Origin of the sequence: Vibrio sp. MM46 (assembly GCF_027587135.1) — a bacterium.
In the GTDB taxonomy this organism is placed as follows: domain Bacteria; phylum Pseudomonadota; class Gammaproteobacteria; order Enterobacterales; family Vibrionaceae; genus Vibrio; species Vibrio harveyi.
Map to the genome: position 1 here is coordinate 22,962 of NZ_JAPPTO010000019.1, position 23,266 is coordinate 46,227.

The 23,266-nt window shown below is 45.7% G+C and carries 19 protein-coding genes; 3 read left to right on the forward strand and 16 right to left on the reverse strand.

Translation table 11 applies throughout. From position 1 onward, the window contains the following. Positions 1-270 precede the first annotated feature (270 nt). From OH459_RS19665 to OH459_RS19675, 3 genes are all read right to left on the reverse strand, one after another. On the reverse strand, positions 271-858 hold the full coding sequence (locus tag OH459_RS19665; RefSeq protein WP_050922681.1) for an aminodeoxychorismate/anthranilate synthase component II: 588 nt from the start codon (positions 856-858) through the stop codon (positions 271-273). Between the two features lie 189 nt (positions 859-1,047). Further along, complete coding sequence (locus tag OH459_RS19670) at positions 1,048-4,218, reverse strand: ExeM/NucH family extracellular endonuclease (RefSeq protein ID WP_269988276.1); 3,171 nt, start codon at positions 4,216-4,218, stop codon at positions 1,048-1,050. A 21-nt stretch (positions 4,219-4,239) separates the two neighbouring features. Further along, entirely contained in the window at positions 4,240-5,316 is a 1,077-nt protein-coding gene (locus OH459_RS19675) for a porin (protein ID WP_005451442.1), read from the reverse strand. Between the two features lie 624 nt (positions 5,317-5,940). Between OH459_RS19675 and OH459_RS19680 the strand changes: the two genes are divergently transcribed. After that, complete coding sequence (locus OH459_RS19680; RefSeq protein WP_050936335.1) at positions 5,941-6,336, forward strand: hypothetical protein; 396 nt, start codon at positions 5,941-5,943, stop codon at positions 6,334-6,336. A gap of 51 nt (positions 6,337-6,387) precedes the next feature. On the opposite strand, the gene trpS is transcribed toward OH459_RS19680, so the two are convergent. From trpS to nsrR, 5 genes are all read right to left on the reverse strand, one after another. Then, positions 6,388-7,425: a tryptophan--tRNA ligase gene (gene trpS, locus OH459_RS19685; protein WP_009703488.1), complete on the reverse strand. Its 1,038-nt coding sequence runs from the start codon at positions 7,423-7,425 to the stop codon at positions 6,388-6,390. 116 nt (positions 7,426-7,541) lie between these two features. Next, a complete protein-coding gene (locus tag OH459_RS19690) occupies positions 7,542-8,228 on the reverse strand; it encodes a phosphoglycolate phosphatase (RefSeq protein WP_005438341.1) in 687 nt (228 codons plus the stop codon). Between the two features lie 125 nt (positions 8,229-8,353). Beyond that, on the reverse strand, positions 8,354-9,097 hold the full coding sequence (gene rlmB, locus OH459_RS19695; protein WP_050936334.1) for a 23S rRNA (guanosine(2251)-2'-O)-methyltransferase RlmB: 744 nt from the start codon (positions 9,095-9,097) through the stop codon (positions 8,354-8,356). A gap of 76 nt (positions 9,098-9,173) precedes the next feature. Continuing rightward, complete coding sequence (gene rnr, locus OH459_RS19700; protein ID WP_005451428.1) at positions 9,174-11,660, reverse strand: ribonuclease R; 2,487 nt, start codon at positions 11,658-11,660, stop codon at positions 9,174-9,176. A gap of 117 nt (positions 11,661-11,777) precedes the next feature. Continuing rightward, complete coding sequence (gene nsrR / locus OH459_RS19705) at positions 11,778-12,203, reverse strand: nitric oxide-sensing transcriptional repressor NsrR (protein ID WP_005451426.1); 426 nt, start codon at positions 12,201-12,203, stop codon at positions 11,778-11,780. 111 nt (positions 12,204-12,314) lie between these two features. Here nsrR and hmpA point away from each other — a divergent pair, with 111 nt between their 5' ends. After that, a complete protein-coding gene (gene hmpA / locus OH459_RS19710; protein ID WP_269988282.1) occupies positions 12,315-13,499 on the forward strand; it encodes an NO-inducible flavohemoprotein in 1,185 nt (394 codons plus the stop codon). Positions 13,500-13,605: 106 nt separating this feature from the next. On the opposite strand, the gene motX is transcribed toward hmpA, so the two are convergent. Both motX and OH459_RS19720 read right to left on the reverse strand, forming a co-directional pair. Continuing rightward, on the reverse strand, positions 13,606-14,241 hold the full coding sequence (motX, locus tag OH459_RS19715; protein WP_005451422.1) for a flagellar protein MotX: 636 nt from the start codon (positions 14,239-14,241) through the stop codon (positions 13,606-13,608). 230 nt (positions 14,242-14,471) lie between these two features. Next, complete coding sequence (locus tag OH459_RS19720) at positions 14,472-15,788, reverse strand: adenylosuccinate synthase (RefSeq protein WP_005451418.1); 1,317 nt, start codon at positions 15,786-15,788, stop codon at positions 14,472-14,474. Positions 15,789-15,961: 173 nt separating this feature from the next. Here OH459_RS19720 and OH459_RS19725 point away from each other — a divergent pair, with 173 nt between their 5' ends. Then, the gene (locus tag OH459_RS19725; protein WP_005451416.1) at positions 15,962-16,147 is read left to right on the forward strand and encodes a DUF2065 domain-containing protein; all 186 of its coding nucleotides are present in this window, start codon (positions 15,962-15,964) and stop codon (positions 16,145-16,147) included. 107 nt (positions 16,148-16,254) lie between these two features. On the opposite strand, the gene hflC is transcribed toward OH459_RS19725, so the two are convergent. From hflC to mutL, 6 genes are all read right to left on the reverse strand, one after another. Next, a complete protein-coding gene (gene hflC / locus OH459_RS19730; RefSeq protein WP_005438334.1) occupies positions 16,255-17,235 on the reverse strand; it encodes a protease modulator HflC in 981 nt (326 codons plus the stop codon). A 2-nt stretch (positions 17,236-17,237) separates the two neighbouring features. After that, positions 17,238-18,440, reverse strand: a complete 1,203-nt coding sequence (hflK, locus tag OH459_RS19735) for an FtsH protease activity modulator HflK (protein ID WP_005451415.1) — start codon at positions 18,438-18,440, stop codon at positions 17,238-17,240. Between the two features lie 45 nt (positions 18,441-18,485). Continuing rightward, a complete protein-coding gene (gene hflX, locus OH459_RS19740; protein ID WP_005451407.1) occupies positions 18,486-19,775 on the reverse strand; it encodes a ribosome rescue GTPase HflX in 1,290 nt (429 codons plus the stop codon). A gap of 38 nt (positions 19,776-19,813) precedes the next feature. Then, a complete protein-coding gene (hfq, locus tag OH459_RS19745) occupies positions 19,814-20,077 on the reverse strand; it encodes an RNA chaperone Hfq (protein WP_005451405.1) in 264 nt (87 codons plus the stop codon). 194 nt (positions 20,078-20,271) lie between these two features. After that, on the reverse strand, positions 20,272-21,204 hold the full coding sequence (gene miaA, locus OH459_RS19750; protein WP_005451402.1) for a tRNA (adenosine(37)-N6)-dimethylallyltransferase MiaA: 933 nt from the start codon (positions 21,202-21,204) through the stop codon (positions 20,272-20,274). Further along, entirely contained in the window at positions 21,201-23,264 is a 2,064-nt protein-coding gene (gene mutL, locus OH459_RS19755; protein WP_047517377.1) for a DNA mismatch repair endonuclease MutL, read from the reverse strand. The genes miaA and mutL overlap by 4 nt, the downstream gene beginning before the upstream one ends. Positions 23,265-23,266 lie beyond the last annotated feature (2 nt).

Sequence of the window (23,266 nt, forward strand, 5' to 3'; positions counted from 1 at the left end):
TGCGGCATTGTATTTACATTTAATTAACCATTTCAATAGTGATTTATTCTTTTCGCTTCCGAGCGCGACTACCCATACTCACTATCTATGATTATTTATGCACCAAGAAACGCAAATAGAGAAGCGATTTTTTATAAAAGTTATGTATAGCAAGGTTTAGAAAGAAAGGAGAAAAATGAATAGCCGCCACCAAATAGACAGAACGCATAGTTTTGCATTCCCATTCTCAGGCGAAAAACATGAAGAATTTGTTAAGAAAGGTGATCGCGATCAGATCGCTTTGCGCGCAAGAAAGTTCGCAAGCAGTTCGTGACCTTGTTCTGTCTTAATCGACTCAGGATGGAACTGTACTGCGTCAATTGGCAGGGTTTTATGCTGATAACCCATGATTTCGTCCATGGCTCCGTCAGGCAGTTCAGTCCAAGCGGTCAATTCAAACACATCAGGTAATGTGCCGTTTTTCACCACGAGAGAGTGGTAGCGGGTTACCGTAAGTGGGTTATTAAGGTTTTTAAACACACTGCGACCGTTGTGACGAATTGGTGATGTCTTGCCGTGCATCACTTGTCGAGCACGTACCACTTCCCCTCCAAACACCTGCGCAATCGCCTGATGACCAAGGCAAACGCCTAAGATTGGTAACTTACCAGCAAAGCATTCGATAGCTTGTAGAGAGATACCCGCTTCGTTAGGGGTACAGGGACCTGGAGAGATCACCAAATGAGTTGGGTTGAGCGCCTCAATGCCTTGGATGTCGATTTCATCGTTACGCACCACCTTTACGTCTGCACCAAGCTCGCAGAAGTATTGGTAAAGGTTGTAGGTAAAAGAGTCGTAGTTATCGATGATCAACAACATAAAAGGTCGGTTGCTCCAATCCGTTTTGGCAATGCTTAAGTGGTGAATCGCCACGTTCGTGACAATCAAGGGCGGTATTTTGCTATACCAAGCAAGAAAGGCAAGTTTTTGCTGAATAAAAAGGCCAGCATAGGCTGGCCTTTGGTCTTTACAGCTATTTAGGAACTGTTTGTCAGGAAATAAATTCGCTTAGCGACGACGGCGTAGGAAGCCTAGACCTAGCATCGCAAGTAGCGCGCCAAAGCCAAATGAACCACCAGAACCATCTTTTTCTGGGTGAACAGGTTTCACATTGCTTGAATCACGTTTAATAAACTCCACATCCGTCACTTTCTGGTTAACAACACCTGAAGTTTCGTTGTTCAGAGTCATCGTCAGCTCATACTTACCAACTGGTAGTTTTGCTGAATCAAACATCACCATTTGCGCACCATCTTTATCCAGTGTCACTTTTGGTAGTGCTGGAGCATCAGCCGGAACAGGAGAAATAGACAAGGTTGCTACATCACCCTTTTGAGCCGTCGCTGGAACTGCGTAACCGATATCTGCGCGACCGCTCTTCGTTGCGATTGTCACAAGTCGCTCACCAGCCTCACCGTACTTGTAGCCTAGTGTAACGAGAGCAGAATCGTGGTCAGACGAACGGTATGGGTCTTGTGAGTAGAATGGGTTTGGTTCATTCGTATCACCGCCCTTGTACTTGCTGTTGTAATCGTACAGTGACGACTCTGGCGCATTAATGTGCCAATCAACAGCATCAATTAAGCGCTTATCTAGTGAACCAGAGATCAATAGGTGATCCAACGAGCCCACTTCATCATTGTATGAGTAACTCCAAGCCGTTTCGCCTGCAGGCATCATTCGATCAACCGCGTTGATGTAGCCGTAAGTCTTAGTAATGACTTTGCCTTCTGGACCAAATTGAGGCAGTTTACCAATGAAGGTGTAACCCGCTGCAGTCAGAGTTTTACCTGTTGGGTTAGACGTTAGAACCAGCATTGGATCTTCGTGTGCGTAAGAGTTCATGTCACCAAGAACTACTTTGTCACCTTCGATCTTCGCCATCTCTTCACCTAGTTGATAAGCCGCAGCAACACGGAAGTTCTCACAAGAACCCTGGAAGTCACCATCGCTCTTCACATCATCTTTTGAAGGATCGAATTTTTCCCATGTTTCCCAACCTTTCCAATCTTCGTAACAAGTCGAACCTTTAGATTTCAAGTGGTTTACCGAAACCGTTAGACGCTTACCTGTGTTCAAGACTTGGAAAGTAGCCGCTACCGTATTGCGTTGGTAGTTATCACCGCTCTCACGGATTTCACCTTTGCTGTCTGTGATTGGAGCACCGTTTTCATCGACGATCATTGGTGCATGTTGACTTGGCATCGGGATAACTTGACCAGAGATCACAGAGACTTTTGATGGGCGGTAAATAATACCTGTAGTAATCGCATCAGAGCCGACCGTATCTTGGTCATCCAGAATGGTGTCGCCGTTTTTATCAAAACCAACGAACACGTAACGGTTGTGGATAGAGTTTGACTTATTACGGTCACCGTAATCTTCGTCGTAGTACTTCGCATTGATTGCGGCAAGCAATTCATTGATTGCACCAAAGTCACCGAAACCGTTGTTCTCGATTTCCATCAAACCAACGATATCCGCATCTAGACCGTAAATTGCTTCTACAATCTTGGCTTGTTGACGATCAAAGTCCAGCTGTGATTCAGCACCACGGTTGTCACCAAAGCTGTTATCAGAACCGCCATATGGTGAGTTGAAGTAGTTCAGTACGTTTTGTGTTGCGATACGAATGTTGAATGAATCAGCCGCAGAGTACGCATCGTTTGTTTCCTTGATCGAAGGCGCTTTAGTTCGATCGGTATTGTGGATGAACGCTTTGCTATCAACCGTATTCGTTGGGATCAAACGGAACTCGTTGTACGAGTAATGCAGAACACCTTCTAAACCAACGACAGAGTCGTTGATGCGGATGTAGTTTTTCTTTGGATCAGCAAAGAAATCTGGGTAGTAAGGAATTTGACCATTTGGTGCTTTAGCATCGGTATCAACATAAACACGGAAGTCTTTGTTTTCTGCTTTTTGTGCCAGAGATTCTGCGCTGCCTGCTACATGATCTTGGTTTGGCTGTGGGTTTGGACGCTTGTATGCCAATACCATGTTGTTACGGAAGCTATCAAAATCAAAGCTGAACGAACGAGAAACACGCATGTTCTGCTCGCCATCTTCAGCTGCATCCATATCTTTCACCAATCGAACAGGCATGCCTTCTAGACGTTCCAGTGTCGAACGGAAGTTTTCATCATCGCTATCGATACGAACCATATCAACTGGTGTTGGTGGTACTTGAGAAGCGTTTTCAACTTCCCAAATGTCATTCGTTGGAATCAGTGTTGTTACACCATAGTTCTCTTTTACTTTGGCACGAACACAGATTTGTTGACCAACCATGTCTTGAGACAGCTCGCCTTTCGTCTGAACGAACACACCGTCTGATGTCTTAACATTACCATCAGCATTGTTGTCGTAAAGGAAGAAACCCTTCACTAGATTCGTAGTTACCGCACTCACAACACCTGTCACTAAGTACTCATCTGCCGACTCGTAACCAGACTCAATCAGAGGCGATGAATAACCTTCACCTTGCACTTCACCAATGGTTTTGTAAGAAAGACTGCCTGCAGCATCAGCACATGGCGTGTTTTCTGGTGGTGTAATTGGATCGTTATTTACTGCAGTAGGATCACCAAGACCACCGAAGTCGTCTTTTGCAAACTTGTCCCACTGAGATTCATCATATGTCGTCGCTTGTGTTGAACCTGCTTTACGGCGCATGGTTCGGTCATCCCAAAGCTTATCGCCCTTGTAACCGTAAGTACCAAAGATATCCTTAATGTCCGCTTCCGCTGAGCTTGTACCCAACCACACTGCGTCATCACCGTTGAAGTTCATTGCTGAGTGTTTTACTTCATCGTAAGTACCAGCAACAACTGTCACGTCCTTACCGCCCAAACGTTCAATGAACGCTCGCATTTCAGCACCCGCGTCACCGTTAATAACAACGATGCTCTTACCTGGTTGTAAAGTTCTACCGTCCTTACCTTTCAGTACGTTGTTACCATCTTTATCTTTAATCTGGTTTTTGTAAGACGAGTAGTACAGCGACAGTGTACCGTCAAAGGTATGTGCTGAAGAGCCTATGTTGGTAATTTCGACGGCTTTATTTGATGCCGAGCCTTCAACATACTCAGAAATAATGATGTCGTTAATATCCGCAAATGCTGCGCCACTTAGCACACTACTAATCGCACCCGCGAGTAGGGTCATTTTTTTATTCATGGGAAATCTCTCTATCGTGGGTTAGAAGTAAACGCGCGCATAAGCGTAAGCGTCTTGAGCAGCATCACCAGCGTTCATTTCAAGCGCAATAATGCTTGAGCTGGTTGGTTTGTAGTTCACGCCTAGCGTGCCCCATGTGCGGCTTGTACCCCAGCTGTATCGCTTACCATCCCAAACATCACTGCTTGGATCCCACGCTTCATATTCTTCGTAGTTGTAAGAGCCCACTAGCTCCCACTGCTTGGTGAAAATGTATTTCGCAGAAACCAAAGCACCTTGGTTTTCTTGGGTTTGGTAATCATTGAAGATGCTTTGCTTGTTCTCTTTATCGGTGTTATCGACAACCGTTTCTTTGCGAGCAATATCTTCTTCTTCGTAGAACGCGTTGAAGCCTAAGTGAATGGTGTCGTTAACTGCGTAACGCATACCAAAACCAACCAAACGTTGTTCACCGTACTTCGACTTACCATCAGAACCACCGCGACCTTCTAAACCAACAACAGCTGAGAAGCTATCGCCAAAGTAGCCAATGTAGCCGTTCACAATGTCACCCAACTCAGAACCAGATGAAGACTTACCACCGTAAGTGTATGAAGCACCGACTTTTACATCATCAAAGTAACGACCTTCGTATTTGATTGTTACGTCTTGGTCACCAGCTTCACCAGTTTCTACAGTTGTATCAAAAGTGAAGTCACCCCACTTATCGTAATCATCAAATGCTGTATCCGTCAGACCGGCTTCAATGTACTGGTTTTCCCACACATCGTAGCCAACAAATAATTTATCGATGGTTAGAACTAGATCGCCAGAACCGTGCTTCCAATTCTCACGTTCATAATCTAGCTCTAGACGGTAGTGCATTTTGTCTCGCTTACCTTTGACGCCTAACGTAGCGAAAGAGTCATCGATGTAGCTTTTTTCATCAGTGTAAAATTCACCGTATTCGTAGTTTGCGCCAACATGTCCGCCAACACCCACTTCGCCATACAGTTTTAGAAAGTCTCCGTTGTCATCTTCATATATGGTCGCAGCATTGACCGCTGTCGCCATAAATAGCGAAGAGATCGCTATAGCCACTGCATTTCTTTTCAGCATGCCTATTTCCTTGTTGTATTTAATTTCAAATGGAATTTCGTTCTATATGTCAAACTGGGCTCTGGCGTTTATTTAACCAATACTATTGAGTGTTTAATCGGTAAGTTTTGAGCGCGAAAAGTCTCCTGACCTATTCCTTGTGAGGAAGATCACAGTTCAACTTGATTCATTTATTAACTAGATAAATCTCTCTTTTTTATGCAAAAAGAAAAGTAAAAGGCATGCTAATTGAGAAATGTTTCACAAATATTTAGTTATTATTATGAGGTGTTTTATACATTCAACAGATTTTGTTGTTAACAGAATTAACAATAACTTTAAATATGTAAAATTAGATCAATTACTCAGTTTTATATTTCCCATAATGTTAAGCAAAATATTAATAATGGTTTTAACAAGGCTGTTTCGTATATTACTTAGGTCATTTTCCGAGCAATAAACATCAACACTTGCTAATTTAGTGGTTCATTTTCTTTATTTTATTGCGAATCATTCTCCTTTTAATGGCTGATTTTATAAATTAATCATTATTTTCGACACTAACACCTAGTCAATTTGATAATCAGGGGTTATAACAACGCAGCAGGATATCCATAAAAACTCATATTAAAAACAGGACTGAAAATGAGACGATTTCAACCAGTTGCGCTAACTCTCGCTTGCTCGGTATTTCTTGCTGGATGCCAAGCCATCCCATACGAACTCAAGACAAGCCAACCATTAAAGCCGAACACAACCCAACACTTAATTGAGAACGCTAAAGCCGAGCTTAACCAGTATGAACACTTTGATGTAAGTGATGAGGGGATGATTACTTTCACCGCTCAGTTGCCGCGATTCTCGCGTTACGCTTGGGATCCAGTTTCGATTACCGAATCAAGCTATCAAATCGCATGCGAGGATCTGCGTTACTTCACGGAACGCGGTTTTGTTATAAAAGCATGGTTTGCAGGACCACGAGGACGTGCCGAGTACTACAATATGGCACGTTGCGAGGAAGAAGCCTCTTCCAGAAAATAAGCATAAAAAAAGCTCCACCAATGGTGGAGCTTTTTTGTATTCGAATTTTACCTATGGGCGAGCGACAAAACCTACAGCTTCGTACGCTTTCTTCAACGTTTCAGCCGCACGTGCCGATGCTTTCTCAGCGCCTTGCTTCATTACTTCGTTCATGTAAGCGCGGTCAGCACGAATGCGGTGGTATTCAGCCTGAATTGGCTCAAGCATAGTAACTAGAGCTTCACCAACGTCTTTCTTGAATGGACCGTACATTTCAACGCCTTGGTATTTCGCTTCAATCTCTTCAAAGCTCATGCCTGTTGCCGCAGAGTACAGACCCATTAGGTTAGAGATACCTGCCTTGTTGTCCCAGTCGTGAGCGATACGCGGTGGCGTTTCTGTGTCGGTTTGCGCTTTGTTGATCTTCTTAATGATCGACTTAGGCTCTTCCAACAGCGTGATAACGTTCTTACGGTTGTCATCAGATTTAGACATCTTCTTGGTTGCGTCTTGAAGGCTCATTACACGCGCATTTACCGTCGGAATGTAAGGCTCTGGCACTTGGAAGATTGGCTGCTCTGGTGAGTAGATATTGTTAAAACGGTTAGCAATATCACGCGCTAGCTCTAGATGTTGCTTCTGGTCGCTACCTACAGGCACTTGATGTGCACCGTACAGCAGGATATCTGCCGCCATCAGTACTGGATAGTCAAACAGACCAACGTTTACATCACCAAATTGGCTTGAGTTGTCGTTTGAGTAACGTGCAGATTTGTCTTTAAACTGTGTCATACGACCCAGTTCACCCATTTGGGTGTAACAGTTAAGAAGCCAACCAAGTTGAGCATGCTCTGGTACGTGTGACTGAACAAATAGCGTGCTCTTCTTCGGGTCAACACCAACTGCCAGACAGATCGCCAGTGCGTCTAGAGTCGCTTCATGCAGCGCTTTAGGGTCCTGACGAACCGTAATCGCGTGAAGGTCTACCACACAGTATTGGCAATCATAATCGTCTTGCATCTGCTGCCATTGACGTAGAGCACCCAAGTAGTTACCGATACTTAGTTCACCTGAAGGTTGAACACCACTCAATACAATGGGTTTGCTCATTAGAATGATTCCTTTGACTTCTTAATCTAATTAAATGAAAAAAACCGTGCAGTAATAGGTGCACGGTTTACTCAGTGTACTCATTAACGAGTATTTTGGAAGCTCTTTTGTAGCCGTTATGCAGAAACCGCTACAACGTCCAATAATTCTGCCAAACTGTCAGCGACAAAATCTGGATTTGATGCAGAGATAGACTCACCGTGGTTGTAACCATAAGTCAGACCAAATGAAGCACAACCTGCATTCTTTGCCGCGAGAATGTCGTTCTTCGAGTCGCCGACCATCAACATTTCACTTGGTTGGATTTGGTGTTTTTCCATCAGCCAGTTCAGTGCTACTGGGTTTGGTTTTTTCTCTGGAAATGCATCGCCACCTAGCACATCAACAAAGTATTTTGCGATGTCGTGCTTTTCTAAAACATCAGGCACAAACTTCGAAGGCTTGTTGGTTACCAATGCCATAACAAAGCCGGCTTTGTGTAACTCTTCCAGTGTCTCTTTTACCGTCGGGTAAAGGTGGCTTAATTTGTGACCGCTTTGATCATAGTAGTCATCAAACAGTACACGCGCTTTTGCACGAAGCTCTTCACTCAACTCTGGGTTGATGGTCAGGCTTTGGCTTAGTGAGCGTCCAATCAGCACGTCTGCGCCGTTACCAACATAGTCACGAACCTGCTCTTCTGAAACAGAAGGAAAACCAAGCGCTTGTACTGCTTGGTCAGCCGCTACCGCGAGATCTGGCACGCTATCAAGCAAAGTACCGTCTAGGTCAAAGGCAATGAATTTAATGTCTTGTTGAGTCATAACTTCCCTGAAGATTTTTATTTATAAATCGGTGAAAACGACAAAGGATGGCACCCCATCCTTTGTTTTTATCATTGTGTCTGACTTTGTAGTAACTATTTGTTTATTAGAAATTTATTTAGCAATTACTTTGCAGCAATACGCTGACGAACCGCTTCAAACAAACAAATGCCAGATGCCACAGATACGTTCAAGCTTGAAACGCTACCTGCCATTGGGATCTTAATCAAATCATCACAGGTTTCGCGAGTCAGACGACGCATGCCGTCACCTTCTGCACCCATTACGATAGCAAGAGGACCCGTTAGTTTTGCTTGGTAAATATCGTGCGTCGCTTCGCCCGCCGTACCAACAAACCAGATGCCTTGCTCTTGCAGTGTACGCATAGTACGAGCCAAGTTGGTCACTCGGATCAATGGCACGACTTCTGCTGCACCACAAGCTACTTTGCTTACAGTTGCGTTCATCGGTGCAGAGCGATCTTTCGGTACGATGATCGCTGCTACGCCAGCTGCGTCGGCATTACGTAGACAAGCCCCTAGGTTATGCGGATCAGTCACGCCATCCAACACCAATAGTAGCGGTGACTCGTGCTGCGCTAGGATGTCATCGATGTCGTTTTCGTTCAGCTGTTTCGCTGGCTTCACGCGAGCGATGATGCCTTGGTGGTTTGCGCCACGCGCTTTGTCATCCAAGGTTTTACGCGTCATTTGCTGAATCGAAACACCACATACCTGAAGGTCATTTAAAATTGGCATTAGGCGATCGTCTTGACGACCTTTTAGTACAAATGCTTCGATAAAACGCTCTGGTTCGCGCTCCAATACCGCCTTCACTGCGTGAATGCCGTAGATAAATTCGTTACTCATTGTTTAACCTGTTGTTCTGGTCGTATTGCCTGCGCCAATCTACCCCTTTAAATCCAGACTAGATTGGCGATTCAGCCTACTCAGCGTCGCTCTTAGTACGCTTAGTCTTTCTCGGCTTACTGTGTGGCTTTTTCTTGCGTGCTTTCTTCGGCTTTTTAGCACCTTCAGTGTCACTGCGTTTTGCTCCATTTTTGCGAGGTTTTTCTGCTTCAGCAGATTCTGGTCGCTTGGTTGGTTCAATCGCAGGTATTGCACGAGTGCCGCCTTTCGTTGCCGCACGTTTTTTCTCTTTCGCTTTGCGTTTGGCATCCGCTGCGCGTTTCTTCGCAGTCTTACCTTTGCCGCGTAGCTTACGGCTTGTTTCGATTAATTCAAAGTCAATTTGCTTGTCATTTAAGTTAACCGCAAGCACTTTCACTTTTACCGCATCGCCTAGGCGATAGATGTTACCGAAGCTTTCGCCGATAAGTCTTTGACCAATAGGATCAAATTGGTAGTAGTCGTTCGCTAGCGTTGAAATATGCACCAAACCATCGATATGCAGTTCCGTCAGACGAACAAAGAAACCAAAGCTGGTTACATTGGCAATAACACCATCCAGCTCGTCGCCAACATGGTCTTGCATGTATTCACACTTCAACCAATCTGCCACTTCACGAGTTGCGTCGTCTGCACGGCGCTCTGTCATCGAACATTGCTCACCGTAGAAGTCCATGTCGTCAAACGAGTAATGGTAACCGCCAGTTGGTGTCCAACGATCTTGGTTGCGACCTTCTTCTTTAGCAATCAGGTACTTGATTGCGCGGTGCAGCAACAGGTCAGGGTAACGACGAATTGGCGACGTGAAGTGCGCGTAACGTTTCAGCGCTAGACCAAAGTGACCGGCATTGTCTGCGTTGTATACCGCTTGCTTCATTGAGCGCAGTAACATGGTTTGAATCAGTTCTTTGTCCTGACGTTCTGCAATTTGTTTTACCAAATCTGCATAATCGGTTGGTGATGGCTCTAAACCACCTTTCAGATCCAGACCTAGCTCACTGAGGAAATCACGGAACCCCTGCAGGCGCAGTTCACCCGGAGATTCGTGAACACGGTACAACGCTGGCTCTTTTGCTTTCTCAACGTAAGACGCTGAAGCGATGTTCGCTAGAATCATACATTCTTCGATGATCTTATGTGCGTCGTTACGAATTACCGGCTCGATGCTTTCAATCTTACGATCCGCATTGAAGATAAATTTAGCTTCAACGGTTTCGAATTCAATCGCACCACGGTTATCACGCGCTTCTTTAAGTACTTTGTACATCGCGTGCAGCTCTTCAAGGTGAGGAACGACAGCGTGATAACGCATGCGCAGCTCTTCATCCCCTTCTAGAATCGCACCCACTTTGTTGTAAGTCAGACGCGCATGCGAGTTCATCACAGCTTCGTAGTGTTTATAGCCTGATAGCTTACCGGTGTCAGAGATGGTCATCTCACATACCATACACAAGCGATCAACCTGAGGGTTAAGTGAACACAAACCGTTTGATAGCACTTCAGGTAGCATTGGCACAACTTGCGATGGGAAGTATACCGAGTTACCACGGTTGATGGCTTCTTTGTCCAGCGCAGAGTCTGTACGTACGTAGTAACTTACGTCAGCAATCGCGACCCATAGACGCCAACCGCCGCTCTTTTTCTTCTCACAGTAAACCGCATCATCAAAGTCACGAGCGTCTTCGCCATCAATGGTTACTAGTGGCAAGTCACGTAGATCGACACGACCTTCTTTTGCTTCTTCTGGAACTTCTTCGCCCAGATTTTCGATCTGTTTATCGACGGCTGCTGGCCAATCGTGTGGAATTTGGTGGGTACGGATTGCTATTTGCGTTTCCATGCCCGGCGCCATGTTCTCACCAAGAACTTCAACCACTTTACCCATCATGCCACGTGAGCGAGAGCCGCGATCAGTAATCTCAATAACGACCACGTTACCCATACGAGCACCTGCTTTGTGCTCATTTGGGATCAGAATATCTTGGCTGATGCGAGAGTCATCTGGCACAACGTATGAGTAGCCGTATTCAAGGAAGAAACGCCCCACGATCTGCGTGTTACGCTCTTCTAAAACACGAACAAGACGACCTTCACGACGACCACGCTTGCTGTTGTCAGTTGGTTGCACCAACACGTAGTCACCGTGGATGATGTGCTTCATCTGGTGATGCGGCAGTACAATGTCATTATCCTTGCCGACACTGCCTTCTGGACGAACCCAACCATGACCATCTTTGTGACCAATTACGTAACCTTTCACCATCTCAAGTTTTTCTGGCAACGCGTAACACTGACGGCGCGTAAATACGAGCTGCCCATCACGCTCCATTGCGCGCAGTCGACGGCGTAAACCTTCGTAATGCTCTTCACCTTCAAGTTTTAGCGCTTCAAACAAATCATTGCGATTCATCGGTACGCCCGCTTCTTCTAGAAACTCAAGAATGAACTCTCGGCTTGGGATTGGATTTTCGTAATTTTTGGATTCACGATCTGCGAAAGGATCGTTTGGAATATTGTCTGACATAGGCACGCCTATCTAGCAAGGAAGGTATAGAGCTAGTATATCCGAGTCTCTCGATAAGCTACAGAAATTGCTTTAAAAAAGAGTGTCAGTGAGAAGATTTATAGAACGTTAAGAAGGCTAAGGACGGGTAAGTAAGATCAGCAGTTCAGAATTATCACTTAATAGCTCTTCAATCGTGCAACCATCTAATTCAGCCAAAAACGCCATTTTCGCTTTCGCTAGCTTTTCTTTTAGACGACATGCCGGCGTGATATGGCAAAATTCTACAGAGCAATTCACCAAATCTAATGGCTCTAAATCACGCACCACACCACCGACAGTGATTTCTTGCGGCGCTTTCATCAAACGAATACCACCATTTTTACCGCGCACCGTATGCACATAACCAAGCTGACCAAGACGGTTAATCACTTTCACCATATGGTTACGTGATACACCAAATAAATCAGTCACTTCGGTAATATTTGTCAGCTCATCTTTTGGCAATGAAGCCAAGTAAATCAAGGTTCTGAGCGCATAATCGGTAAAGCTAGTTAACTGCATGTTGCTATCCTCTGTAGTAGCAAAATTGTAATTCTTTTCTTGATCGAAAGATACATTTGAGATACAACTTTAAACATGCATTACAAATACAACTTTAAATAGGAAGCCATTATGCTCAGCAACCAAACCATTGATATCGTGAAAGCAACCGCACCACTTCTTGCTGAAACCGGTCCGAAGTTAACGGCACACTTTTACGATCGTATGTTCACCCATAACCCTGAGTTGAAAGACATTTTCAACATGAGTAATCAGCGTAATGGTGACCAACGTGAAGCTCTATTTAATGCAATCTGCGCTTACGCAACCAACATCGATAACCTACCAGCACTGCTTAGTGCAGTAGAAAAAATCGCCCATAAACACACCAGTTTTATGATCACCAAAGATCAGTACCAAATCGTTGGTACACATCTACTTGCGACGATCGACGAGTTGTTCTCTCCGGGTCAGGAAGTGATTGATGCATGGGCAGAAGCTTATGGCGTGCTGGCCAATGTATTTATTCAGCGTGAAGAGCAAATCTACCAAGAGAATGCAGCACTGCAAGGTGGCTGGCGTGGCCTGCGTGAATTTGAGTTGGTGGGCAAGCAGCTTGAGAGCGAAAACATCTGTAGCTTTGTTTTCAAACCAACCGATGGTGAAGTGGTTTCTGAGTACAAACCTGGTCAATACCTAGGTATCTACATCAACAGTGATAAGTTCGAAAACCAAGAGATTCGCCAATACAGCCTATCCTCTGCGGTTCAAGAGAACACTTACCGTATCTCGGTAAAACGTGAAGAAGGCGGTAAAGTATCGAACTTCCTTCACGATGAGTTGAGCATCGGCGATAAGGTGCAACTTGCGGCACCTGCGGGTGATTTCTTTATGGATGTGGACGCGGCTACACCGGTTGTTTTGGTATCAGCGGGCGTTGGTCTAACTCCGACTCTATCAATGCTTGAGAGCCTTTCTGAGCACCAAGCACCAGTCACATGGGTACATGCTACAGAAAACGGTCAACAACACGCATTCAAACAGCACGTAAACCAGCTCGTAAATGCTAAAGAGAACATGAACTCGTTGGTTTGGTACAACCAACCAACAGCAGAAGACAAGATTGGTGAAGACTTCCACTTCACCGGTTTCGTCAACTTAACTGAAATTGAAGCAGCCCTTAAGCAAGACAACGTACAAGTTTACTTCTGTGGTCCTGTTGGCTTTATGCAGCACGTCGCGAAACAATTGCTTGAGCTTGGCGTAGCGCAAGAGCAGTTCCATTACGAGTGCTTCGGTCCACACAAAGTCGTTTAATCGCCTGCGATTACGCTTCGGGAAAAACAACAAAGCCCACATGATGTGGGCTTTGTTGTATGTATTGGCAGAGCTTTATGAAGTTACTGGTGTTTTAAGAGTACACCTACCAGAAGGTGTCGCGGCGCTTAGCGCGCGCAATAATGTTTTGTGGCATGCGTTGCTCAAGACCGTTTCTCAGCATCGCAATACGTTTGTGCTTTCTTTGATCGGCAGTCACCGAATTATAAAGCCAACGGTAGGCATCTTCGTAATCCAACGGGCTACCGTAATCACGCAGCAATAGCTCAGCAAGATGAATACGCGCATTTAAGTTGCCCATTGCCGCCGCTTCTCGCAGGTATGGGATTGCACGTTCTTTATCTTGTTGGACTAAAGTACCGCGAGAGTAATAGCGACCTAGCTGCTCTAGTGCAGCTGGCAAGCCTTGGTGGGCTGCGTTTTCCATGTAGTACAGACCGAGCTCTACGTCTTGCTCTACACATACGCCCCACGCCAACATATCGCCATAAAGGAATTCATAAGACGGCAAGTTAATGCGCGTCGCACGTGCCACGATATCTTCCACTAGCTGGCAGTTATCAGCGCGCACGCGTTCTAAGTGCTTATTCTGCTCAATAAGCTTAATAAGCTCTGCTTCGGTGTAGATGGGGACAGGCGCCCCTACATCGGCAACATCTGCCCAAGCCGATGTCGCACTCAGCATCAATAACAGTGAAGCAGCCACTGTTCGTAACTTCATAAATGTACTCTTTAAGGTATCTAAGAAACCAAAGATCAGCCAAGGATCTCCTCTGCTTGATAACCTTATCGGCAAAGGTCAGTTAAGCTTTAGGCAATTTTTGCCTCCTACTTAAGCTTAACGGCAAATATTTGCCACGGCGAGTCGCATTTTTCGGCAGTGAACCCAACTCACAGATACAAAAAAACCGGCTATAAAAGCCGGTTTTTATAATCTCTAACGAGTATCGATTAAGCTTCGAATGGGTGAACCTTAATGATAGTTTCGTTACGGTCAGGACCTGTAGAGATGATGTCTACTGGCACGCCAGTTAGCTCTTCGATACGCTTGATGTAATCTAGAGCAGCTTGTGGTAGCTCTTCGATTGATTTCGCACCGAATGTGTTCTCAGACCAACCTGGCATTGTTTCGTAGATAGGCGTTGCTTTTTCGAATGCTTCAGCAGCCATCGGAGAAACTTCTAGCGTAGAGCCATCTTCCATCTTGTAACCAGTACAGATTTTTAGCTCTTCTAGACCATCTAGTACATCTAGTTTAGTTAGACAGAAACCAGATACAGAGTTGATTTGGATTGCACGACGCATAGCAACAGCATCGAACCAACCAGTACGGCGTAAACGACCTGTTGTCGCACCGAACTCATGACCAACTTCACCTAGGTGTTTACCTACTGGATCTTGCTTGTCTAGACCGTCGTATAGCTCAGTCGGGAATGGACCTGCACCAACGCGAGTACAGTAAGCTTTCGCAATACCAAGGATGTAACCGATGTGACGAGGACCGAAACCAGAACCTGCAGCAACACCACCAGCAGTCGTGTTAGAAGAAGTTACGTACGGGTAAGTACCGTGGTCGATGTCAAGTAGAGTACCTTGTGCACCTTCGAACATGATCTTGTCGCCGCGCTTACGTGCTGCGTCTAGTTCGTCAGTTACGTCGATAACCATTGAAGTTAGTAGTTCAGCGTAGCCTTTCGCTTGCTCAAGTACTTCTTCGTAGCTTACTGGCTCAGCTTTGTAGAAGTTAACTAGTTGGAAGTTATGGAATTCCATTACTTCTTTTAGTTTCTCTGCAAAAGTAGCCATATCGAATAGGTCGCCAACGCGTAGACCGCGACGAGCAACTTTATCTTCGTATGCTGGACCAATACCACGACCCGTTGTACCGATAGCTTTTTTACCGCGAGCGATTTCGCGAGCTTGGTCCATTGCAACGTGGTAAGGAAGAATTAGAGGACATGCTTCAGAAATGAAAAGACGTTCGCGTACTGGAATGCCGCGCTCTTCAAGAGGTTTCATTTCTTTAATTAGAGCTTCAGGCGATAGTACAACACCGTTACCGATAACGCATTTTACGTTATCGCGAAGGATACCTGATGGAATTAAGTGAAGAACGGTTTTTTCACCGTCAATTACAAGTGTGTGACCTGCGTTGTGACCGCCTTGGTAGCGTACCACGTATTTTGCATCTTCAGTTAAAAGGTCTACGATTTTACCTTTACCTTCGTCACCCCATTGGGTGCCTAGAACGACTACGTTATTTCCCATCTTTCCAAGTCTGATTGCTAGTTAAAAATGGATTCTAGCACCGAATCACTCTTCTTGCAGTCATTTTTTGTTCACAGAGTTGATACTAGAATGCAAACTCGCCACCCCTGCTCATTTCGAAATCACTACATCGCTGATAATATTTACTTTTCAGAATTCAACTAGGAATCATGATGTCTGAGTCTATTTGGCTAGCGATAGGGCTAGTATTGATTGTTGAAGGTATTGGACCATTGGTCGCACCAAATGGCTGGCGCAACATGGTGGCTCAGTTGAGTGAGCAGCCAGATAACCAATTACGTCGCATTGGTGGTTGCTTAGTGGTAGCAGGGGCTGTCATCGCTATCATGATGAGTTAATCACGCTTCTGACTCTATCTTGAATTTGTCTAGCAGATACCGTTAGAAACAAAAGATACAAAAAAGGCTCCATAACGGAGCCTTTTCAATTTGCGGTAACGCTTAGGTTATTTCGCTTCTGCGCCTTTCGCGTTGTTCATGTATTGGAAGAATTCACTCTTCGGATCCAGAACAAGGATGTCACTCTTAGAGCTGAACGATTTCTCGTAAGCCTTTAGAGAACGTAGGAAGCTGAAGAACTCAGGATCTTTGTTGTACGCATCTGCGTAGATCTTCGCTGCTTCTGCATCCGCTTCACCTCGTGTTACACGAGCTGTTTTGTCTGCTTCAGCAAGAATCGTCGCTACTTCAAGCTCAGCTTGTGCGCGGATTACTTCTGCTTTCTCACGACCTTGAGAACGGTGTTTACGAGCTACCGACTCACGCTCTGCGCGCATACGACGGTAGATAGATTCACTGATCTCATCTGGTAGGTTGATCTTCTTCATACGGAAGTCGACGATACGAACACCCAAGTCTTTCATTGCGCTGTCACGCGTGTCTTTCAACACTTCAGACATGATTAGGTCACGTTCGCCATCGATTTCTAATGCTTCACGAGCCGCCTCAGTGCTCACTTCATCACTGCTTGCGTCTTCTGGAAGTACGTCGTTATTACGTGGACCAGATACGATTTGCTTGATTTCACGAGAACCGATTTCTGCACGTAGAACGTCTGTTACTTTACGCTCAAGAAGCGCTTCAGCAGTCAGCGTGTTACCACCGCCAGTTGCTAGGTAGTAACGACCGAAATCCTCAATACGCCACTTCACGTAGGTATCGATGATTACGTCTTTTTTCTCAGACGTTACAAAACGGTCAGCACGACCATCCATTGTTTGGATACGCGCATCTAGTGTTTTCACGCGGTCAAACAAAGGCATTTTGAAATGCAGACCCGGCTCGTAAATACGAGTAATGTCGTTGTTGTCTTTCAAGACACGACCAAATCGAACCACAATACCGCGGTCGCCTTCAGGAATCACAAACAGTGACATCAGCATCAATGCCAGTGCGATGACCAGTACAGGGATCATTAACTTACGCATTCTTAGTATCTCCCTTGACGTGTACCAGTTGAACGAGACTGCGTGTTCGAAGTGTCTTCTTGCGAACGCTCAGATTCCAATTGGATGTGATCGTACGTTGAAGTCGATTTCGATTTACGTTTAGTGTCTGTTTGACCATCTTGACCAGCCAGTTTATCGATTGGAAGGTAAAGAAGGTTGCCGCTAGATTCAGAGTCAATCAACACTTTCGATGTGCTTGAGTAAACCTCTTCCATCGCATCTAGGTACAGACGGTCACGAGTTACACCAGGTGCCGCTTGGTATTCAGGCAGCAGTTTTTCAAACTGAGCGACTTGACCAAGAGCTTCGTTGGTTACACGCTCGTTGTAACCTTGCGCTTCTTTCTTCAAACGCTCTGCACGACCTGTTGCTTTCGGCAAGATTTCGTTCTTGTAAGCTTCTGCTTCACGGATGAAACGCTCTTCATCCTCACGCGCAGCGATTGCATCATCAAACGCATCTTTAACTTGCTCTGGCGGACGCGCAGACTGGAAGTTCACATCAACAATCACGATACCCATATCATAGCTATCGATGATTTGATTTAGCGTTTCTTGTGTCGTTTGACGGATTTGCTGACGACCACTTGTTAGGATGCTATCCATCAGTGAGTCACCAATTACCGCACGTAGCGCCGAATCTGTTGCTTGACGCAAGCTGTCGTCTGCATTGGTTACGCGGTATAGATATTTGTATGGGTCAGCAACACGGTATTGAACGTCCATTGCTACTGTTACTACGTTTTCATCTTTTGTCAGCATTAGACCAGATGCACGTAGCGAACGAATCGCTTGCACGTTAACCGCTTCGTATTCGTCGATAAAACGAGGACGCCAGTTCAGACCTGGGTCTACGATACGGTCGTATTTACCTAAACGCAGCACAACACCACGTTCTGCTTCACCGATGGTGTAAAAACCAGCGAAGAACCACACCGCAATCGCAATAACCGCAATTACGCCGAAGCCAATTGCGCCACCGCCACCGCCGATAGAAGAACCACCGCCGCCTTTTTTACCAAACTTGCCACCCAGCTTTTGACTCAGTTTGCTGAACACTTCATCTAAATCTGGCGGACCTTGATCTCGGCCACCAGGACGCTGGCCACCACGATTATTATTACCCCAAGGGTCATTATCGCGGCCATTGTTGCCGTTGTTATTTCCAGGCTCATTCCACGCCATTAGAAAGCTCCATCATTTGATATGACGTTATACTGTAGCAGTCCTTTAAGTGACTATAAAGTCGACTAAAACTGCCCCTTCTCTTTTTTCAAGTCTAGACCAATCTACCTGTTGCATTCGAATATCGATCAACAAGTTACCTTCCTGGTCATATTCCTCACGTTGAATACACTTCATTTGGAAGAATGTACTACGGAATCGTCCTTGATACTGTGGAGGAATTCGCAACTGATGCTCAACCATTTGCGACGCTAAACGCTCGGTCAGCGCGTCAAACAGAAGATCAATGCCTAATCCATCCATTGCAGAAACCCAGACCGCGCGAGGCACGCCTTCCTCATCTCGTTCTATACGTGGTTTCTGCTCTTCTAGATTGTCAATCTTGTTCATTACTACGAGCGTCGGCACTTCATGTGCATCGATCTCTTCTAAGACTTCATGAACAGCTTGAATATTCTCACGAAAACGCTCGTCACTGGCATCAACAACATGTAACAAAATGTCAGCTTCTTGCGTTTCCTGCAAGGTTGCTTTGAAGGCAGCAACCAAATCGTGAGGCAGGTGTCGGATAAAACCAACAGTATCTGCAAGTATTGCAGGTCCTACATCTGCTAACTCTATCTTACGTAAAGTTGGGTCAAGAGTAGCAAACAGTTGATCTGCCGCGTAAACGCCAGCTTCTGTAATACGGTTGAAGAGTGTCGACTTACCCGCGTTGGTGTAGCCCACGAGAGAAATGGTTGGTATTTCAGCTCGGTTTCGGGCACGGCGTCCTTGTTCACGCTGCTTGGCCACTTTTTCAAGTCGACGCAAGATAGCTTTGATTCTGTCACGCAATAAACGACGGTCGGTTTCTAACTGGGTTTCACCTGGACCACGTAGACCGATACCGCCTTTCTGCCTTTCAAGGTGCGTCCAACCACGAATCAAACGAGTAGAAATATGGCGAAGTTGGGCTAGCTCAACTTGTAGCTTACCTTCGTGTGTTCGTGCTCGTTGAGCAAAGATATCGAGGATGAGACCGGTGCGGTCGAGAACTCGACATTTGCACAGTGCTTCGAGGTTACGTTCTTGGGCAGGAGAGAGGGAGTGATTAAAAATCACAATTTCAGCACCAGTTAATTGCACCGCAGTAGCAATTTCTTGTGCCTTACCCTCTCCGACATAGTATTTCGGGTGTGGGGATTGACGACTACCAGTCACAACTTGTAGCGTCTCTACCCCAGCGGAAGAAACCAGCATTTCGAATTCAGCTAGATCTTCCCATTCACCTTCTTGCGTGAAGTTGATATGAACAAGTACGGCTCGCTCACCGGATTCATAACGGTCAAACAAGCAATCAACTCCTTATTGTAAAAATACTAAATGAAGAATTAATCTTCAGATTTCTCTTGTGGACGATCACCTTGAGCACGATCACCGCTGTGGTGGCTTACTGGACGAGCCGGCACAACTGTAGAGATTGCGTGCTTGTACACCATTTGGTTAACAGTGTTCTTCAATAGGATCACGAATTGATCGAAAGATTCGATCTGACCTTGCAGTTTGATACCGTTCACAAGGTAGATAGATACCGGGATACGCTCACGACGTAGCGCATTTAGGAATGGGTCTTGTAGAGATTGCCCCTTAGCCATTTTATTTTCCTTATTTAATTTGTAGTTGTAATTATTTAGCTAGTGGTGCAATGCAAAAGGTACTGCTTTTTGCATCTGAGCTAAACGAATCAAAAATGCACCCTAAGTAATTAGCAGCATAGTATAAAAACCGCCAATAACAGATCCTTTGAGAGTGCGTTCACGCAAAAACGATCACATTATACACAGCTATCTCAATCAGATGCTATTGCTTCTGACATGGTTTCAAGTGCCTGTTCAATGTTATCGCTATCCAACCAAGTTAAATCATTCCAGCTGCGTAACCAGGTGATTTGACGCTTGGCCAATTGACGAGTTGCACAAATGCCACGAAAAACGGCTTCGTCGCGTGTGCAGTCCCCATCTAAGTACTCCCACATCTGTCTGTAGCCAACGCAACGAATAGAAGGAAGATCAGGGTGAAGATCCTTGCGCGCATACAACGCTTTCATTTCCTCTTCAAAACCCGCTTCCATCATCTTATCGAAACGCAGTTCAATTCGACGGTGAAGTTCTGCCCTGTCCTTGGGAGCTATTGCAAACTGTTTGACTCGGTAAGGCAAGCTGTCGCCTTTAGTTTGAGTCAACTCAGTAAGAGTTTTACCTGAAATACGGAAGACTTCCAACGCTCTCGATAAACGTTGAGGATCGTTTGGATGAATTCTCGCAGCTGATACAGGATCAATCTCTTTCAGCTCATCGTGCAACACCGACCAACCTTTAGTCAATGCCTCTTGCTCAATTTGCTGACGAATTTCAGGATTTGCAGCAGGAAGAGGTGATAAGCCTTCAAGTAACGCTTTGTAATACAGCATTGTACCGCCAACTAAGAGCGGAATTTTTCCTTCTGCAACAATGTCATCCATTGCTTGTAGTGCATCACGACGGAAGTCCGCCGCAGAGTACGATTCGCTCGGGTCAAGAATATCGATGAGACGATGCGGCGCTAGACTCAGCTCGCGCTCATCAGGTTTCGCCGTACCAATGTTCATGTCTTTGTAGATCAACGCCGAATCCACGCTGATGATCTCAACCGGATATTTCTGGCGAAGACGAATCGCTAGCTCTGTTTTACCTGATGCAGTTGGCCCCATTAAAAATAGCGCCAAAGGTAGTTTGTCTGTCATGGTCTTAATTTGGCAATCGTGGCAGAGAAATCAACAGCAGACACAAATTTCGTGTCTTCTAATGGCAATTGACCATGTCTTAGCTGTTCAAGTTCCGCAATAATTTGGATGGCTTCGGAAAGAGTATAGTGGCTCTTAACTGTGGTGACCTGCAAAGCAAGCCAATCTATCAGCTCAGATAATAACTGAGCCGTTGCCACTTCCCTCGTCACGCGAGTTTGCGCGTAAGATAACAGATCTGGTATCAAATTTTGTAAGTTTTGTTGACGCAATGGTGAAGGTACGCCCATGACCATCAAGGCTTTATCATTTCGAGCTTTTAGCTGAATGCCTAACTGAGCAAAATCTTGTTGGTAATCCTGCGCAAGTTGAACCAACTCCGGCTCCAATTTCACCGATAATGGTACCAGTAGTGGTTGCGCTTTTAATGCACCATCACTTGGTGTGAGTTGCCCTTTGGTTCGATAGAACTCAGCTCTTGGTAGTGCAACCAAAGCCACACCACTGTCGCTGCTCATTAATACGTACTGCTCATCGACCACAGCTAAAGCTTTGCTCAGCGCCATCACTGGGGTTAAAGCTGTCTCTGCTTGATTAGTGATCGCAGCCGCACTGGTTTCGCTTCGAGGTTCAAAATCAGGTGTCTGTAGCAATTCATGATACGCACGCACCTCTTGTTTGCTTGGTGCTGGCTCAGCATGACGCTGTTCTTTGTGTGCACTCGGTTTAGGCGCAGGTTTTGATTCAATCCAATCTGTTCTCTTGAACGAGTCTGCTACGCGCGCTTCTCGCACAGAGGAATCGCTTGGCATACGATCGCGAGGTTTCGTTTCGTAGTCTGAGCGCCCCGGATAGGCTGGGGTATTATCAATCGCTTGATACACGCGTTCTGGCACTGGGGAAGCGATATGTTCTGGAGCACCAGTTAGTTCTGGAGTGCTAGTTGCCTCTGGCGAACTTTCTGGTTCAGGGAGAGACGTCATTGCCTCAAGTGACTCTGCTGCCTCAACAGGATCTGCGTGGTGGAATGCAGATTCATTCACATGTGGCTTATCAATCACTGAACTTTGCGCAAGGGCATCTGCCAACGCTTGATAGATGAAATCATGCACCAGACGTGCTTGATGGAAACGCACTTCATGCTTTGCAGGGTGCACGTTAACATCCACTTGGTGCGGATCGAGCTCAATAAACAATACATACGCCGCGAATTGATCAGGTTTGAGGCTGGTTTCGTAACTTTGACGAATCGCGTGATTGATCAATTTGTCACGCATCATGCGGCCATTCACGTAGCAATACTGTAGATCACTTTGCTGCCTAGCCCCTTCTGGCGTTGTAATCCAACCATGAAGCTTGAGCCCTTGATGTTCCAGTTCGATGCGCAGCATATTACGCACAAAAGCATTACCACATACCGCAGCAATGCGTTTTTCTGTTTGAAGCTGATTTTTTGCCGCGCGATATTGGCGAATCATTTTGCCGTTGTGGCGAACATTGATAGTGACATCAAAGCGACTTAACGCAATACGCTTTAGCAGCTCGTCGATGTGAGCAAATTCGGTTTTTTCCGTGCGGAGGAATTTACGGCGCGCAGGCGTATTAAAGAACAGGTCTAAGACTTCAACTGAGGTACCAATTGGATGCGCCGTCGGTTGGAGTTTGACCTTCATGTCACGCCCTTCAGAATAGGCACTCCACGCTTGTTCCTGTGCGGCTGGACGAGAAGTCATGGTCAAGCGCGACACCGAGCTAATACTCGCTAACGCCTCACCGCGGAACCCCAAACTCATGATGGCTTCGAGATCGTCCAATGTATGGATCTTAGACGTAGCATGGCGACTTAGCGCCAAACCTAACTCATCTTTCACAATCCCTTTGCCGTTATCGCGCACACGAATTAGCTTAGCGCCACCTTTCTCGATATCAATATCGATACGGGTTGCACCAGAGTCGAGACTGTTTTCTACCAGTTCTTTCACGACAGAGGCAGGTCTTTCAACTACCTCCCCTGCCGCGATTTGGTTTGCCAATCGTGCTGGCAAAATCTTAATGGTCATGA

Bases quoted from the DNA above. Each gene is read 5' to 3' on its own strand.
- hfq (WP_005451405.1), bottom strand. From the start codon at position 20,077: ATGGCTAAGGGGCAATCTCTACAAGACCCATTCCTAAATGCGCTACGT.
- OH459_RS19720 (WP_005451418.1), bottom strand. From the start codon at position 15,788: ATGGGAAATAACGTAGTCGTTCTAGGCACCCAATGGGGTGACGAAGGT.
- OH459_RS19690 (WP_005438341.1), bottom strand. From the start codon at position 8,228: ATGACTCAACAAGACATTAAATTCATTGCCTTTGACCTAGACGGTACT.
- hmpA (WP_269988282.1), top strand. From the start codon at position 12,315: ATGCTCAGCAACCAAACCATTGATATCGTGAAAGCAACCGCACCACTT.
- mutL (WP_047517377.1), bottom strand. From the start codon at position 23,264: ATGACCATTAAGATTTTGCCAGCACGATTGGCAAACCAAATCGCGGCA.
- rnr (WP_005451428.1), bottom strand. From the start codon at position 11,660: ATGTCAGACAATATTCCAAACGATCCTTTCGCAGATCGTGAATCCAAA.
- rlmB (WP_050936334.1), bottom strand. From the start codon at position 9,097: ATGAGTAACGAATTTATCTACGGCATTCACGCAGTGAAGGCGGTATTG.
- nsrR (WP_005451426.1), bottom strand. From the start codon at position 12,203: ATGCAGTTAACTAGCTTTACCGATTATGCGCTCAGAACCTTGATTTAC.
- hflC (WP_005438334.1), bottom strand. From the start codon at position 17,235: ATGCGTAAGTTAATGATCCCTGTACTGGTCATCGCACTGGCATTGATG.
- OH459_RS19725 (WP_005451416.1), top strand. From the start codon at position 15,962: ATGTCTGAGTCTATTTGGCTAGCGATAGGGCTAGTATTGATTGTTGAA.
- miaA (WP_005451402.1), bottom strand. From the start codon at position 21,204: ATGACAGACAAACTACCTTTGGCGCTATTTTTAATGGGGCCAACTGCA.
- OH459_RS19665 (WP_050922681.1), bottom strand. From the start codon at position 858: ATGTTGTTGATCATCGATAACTACGACTCTTTTACCTACAACCTTTAC.
- motX (WP_005451422.1), bottom strand. From the start codon at position 14,241: ATGAAGTTACGAACAGTGGCTGCTTCACTGTTATTGATGCTGAGTGCG.
- hflK (WP_005451415.1), bottom strand. From the start codon at position 18,440: ATGGCGTGGAATGAGCCTGGAAATAACAACGGCAACAATGGCCGCGAT.
- trpS (WP_009703488.1), bottom strand. From the start codon at position 7,425: ATGAGCAAACCCATTGTATTGAGTGGTGTTCAACCTTCAGGTGAACTA.
- OH459_RS19680 (WP_050936335.1), top strand. From the start codon at position 5,941: ATGAGACGATTTCAACCAGTTGCGCTAACTCTCGCTTGCTCGGTATTT.
- OH459_RS19670 (WP_269988276.1), bottom strand. From the start codon at position 4,218: ATGAATAAAAAAATGACCCTACTCGCGGGTGCGATTAGTAGTGTGCTA.
- OH459_RS19675 (WP_005451442.1), bottom strand. From the start codon at position 5,316: ATGCTGAAAAGAAATGCAGTGGCTATAGCGATCTCTTCGCTATTTATG.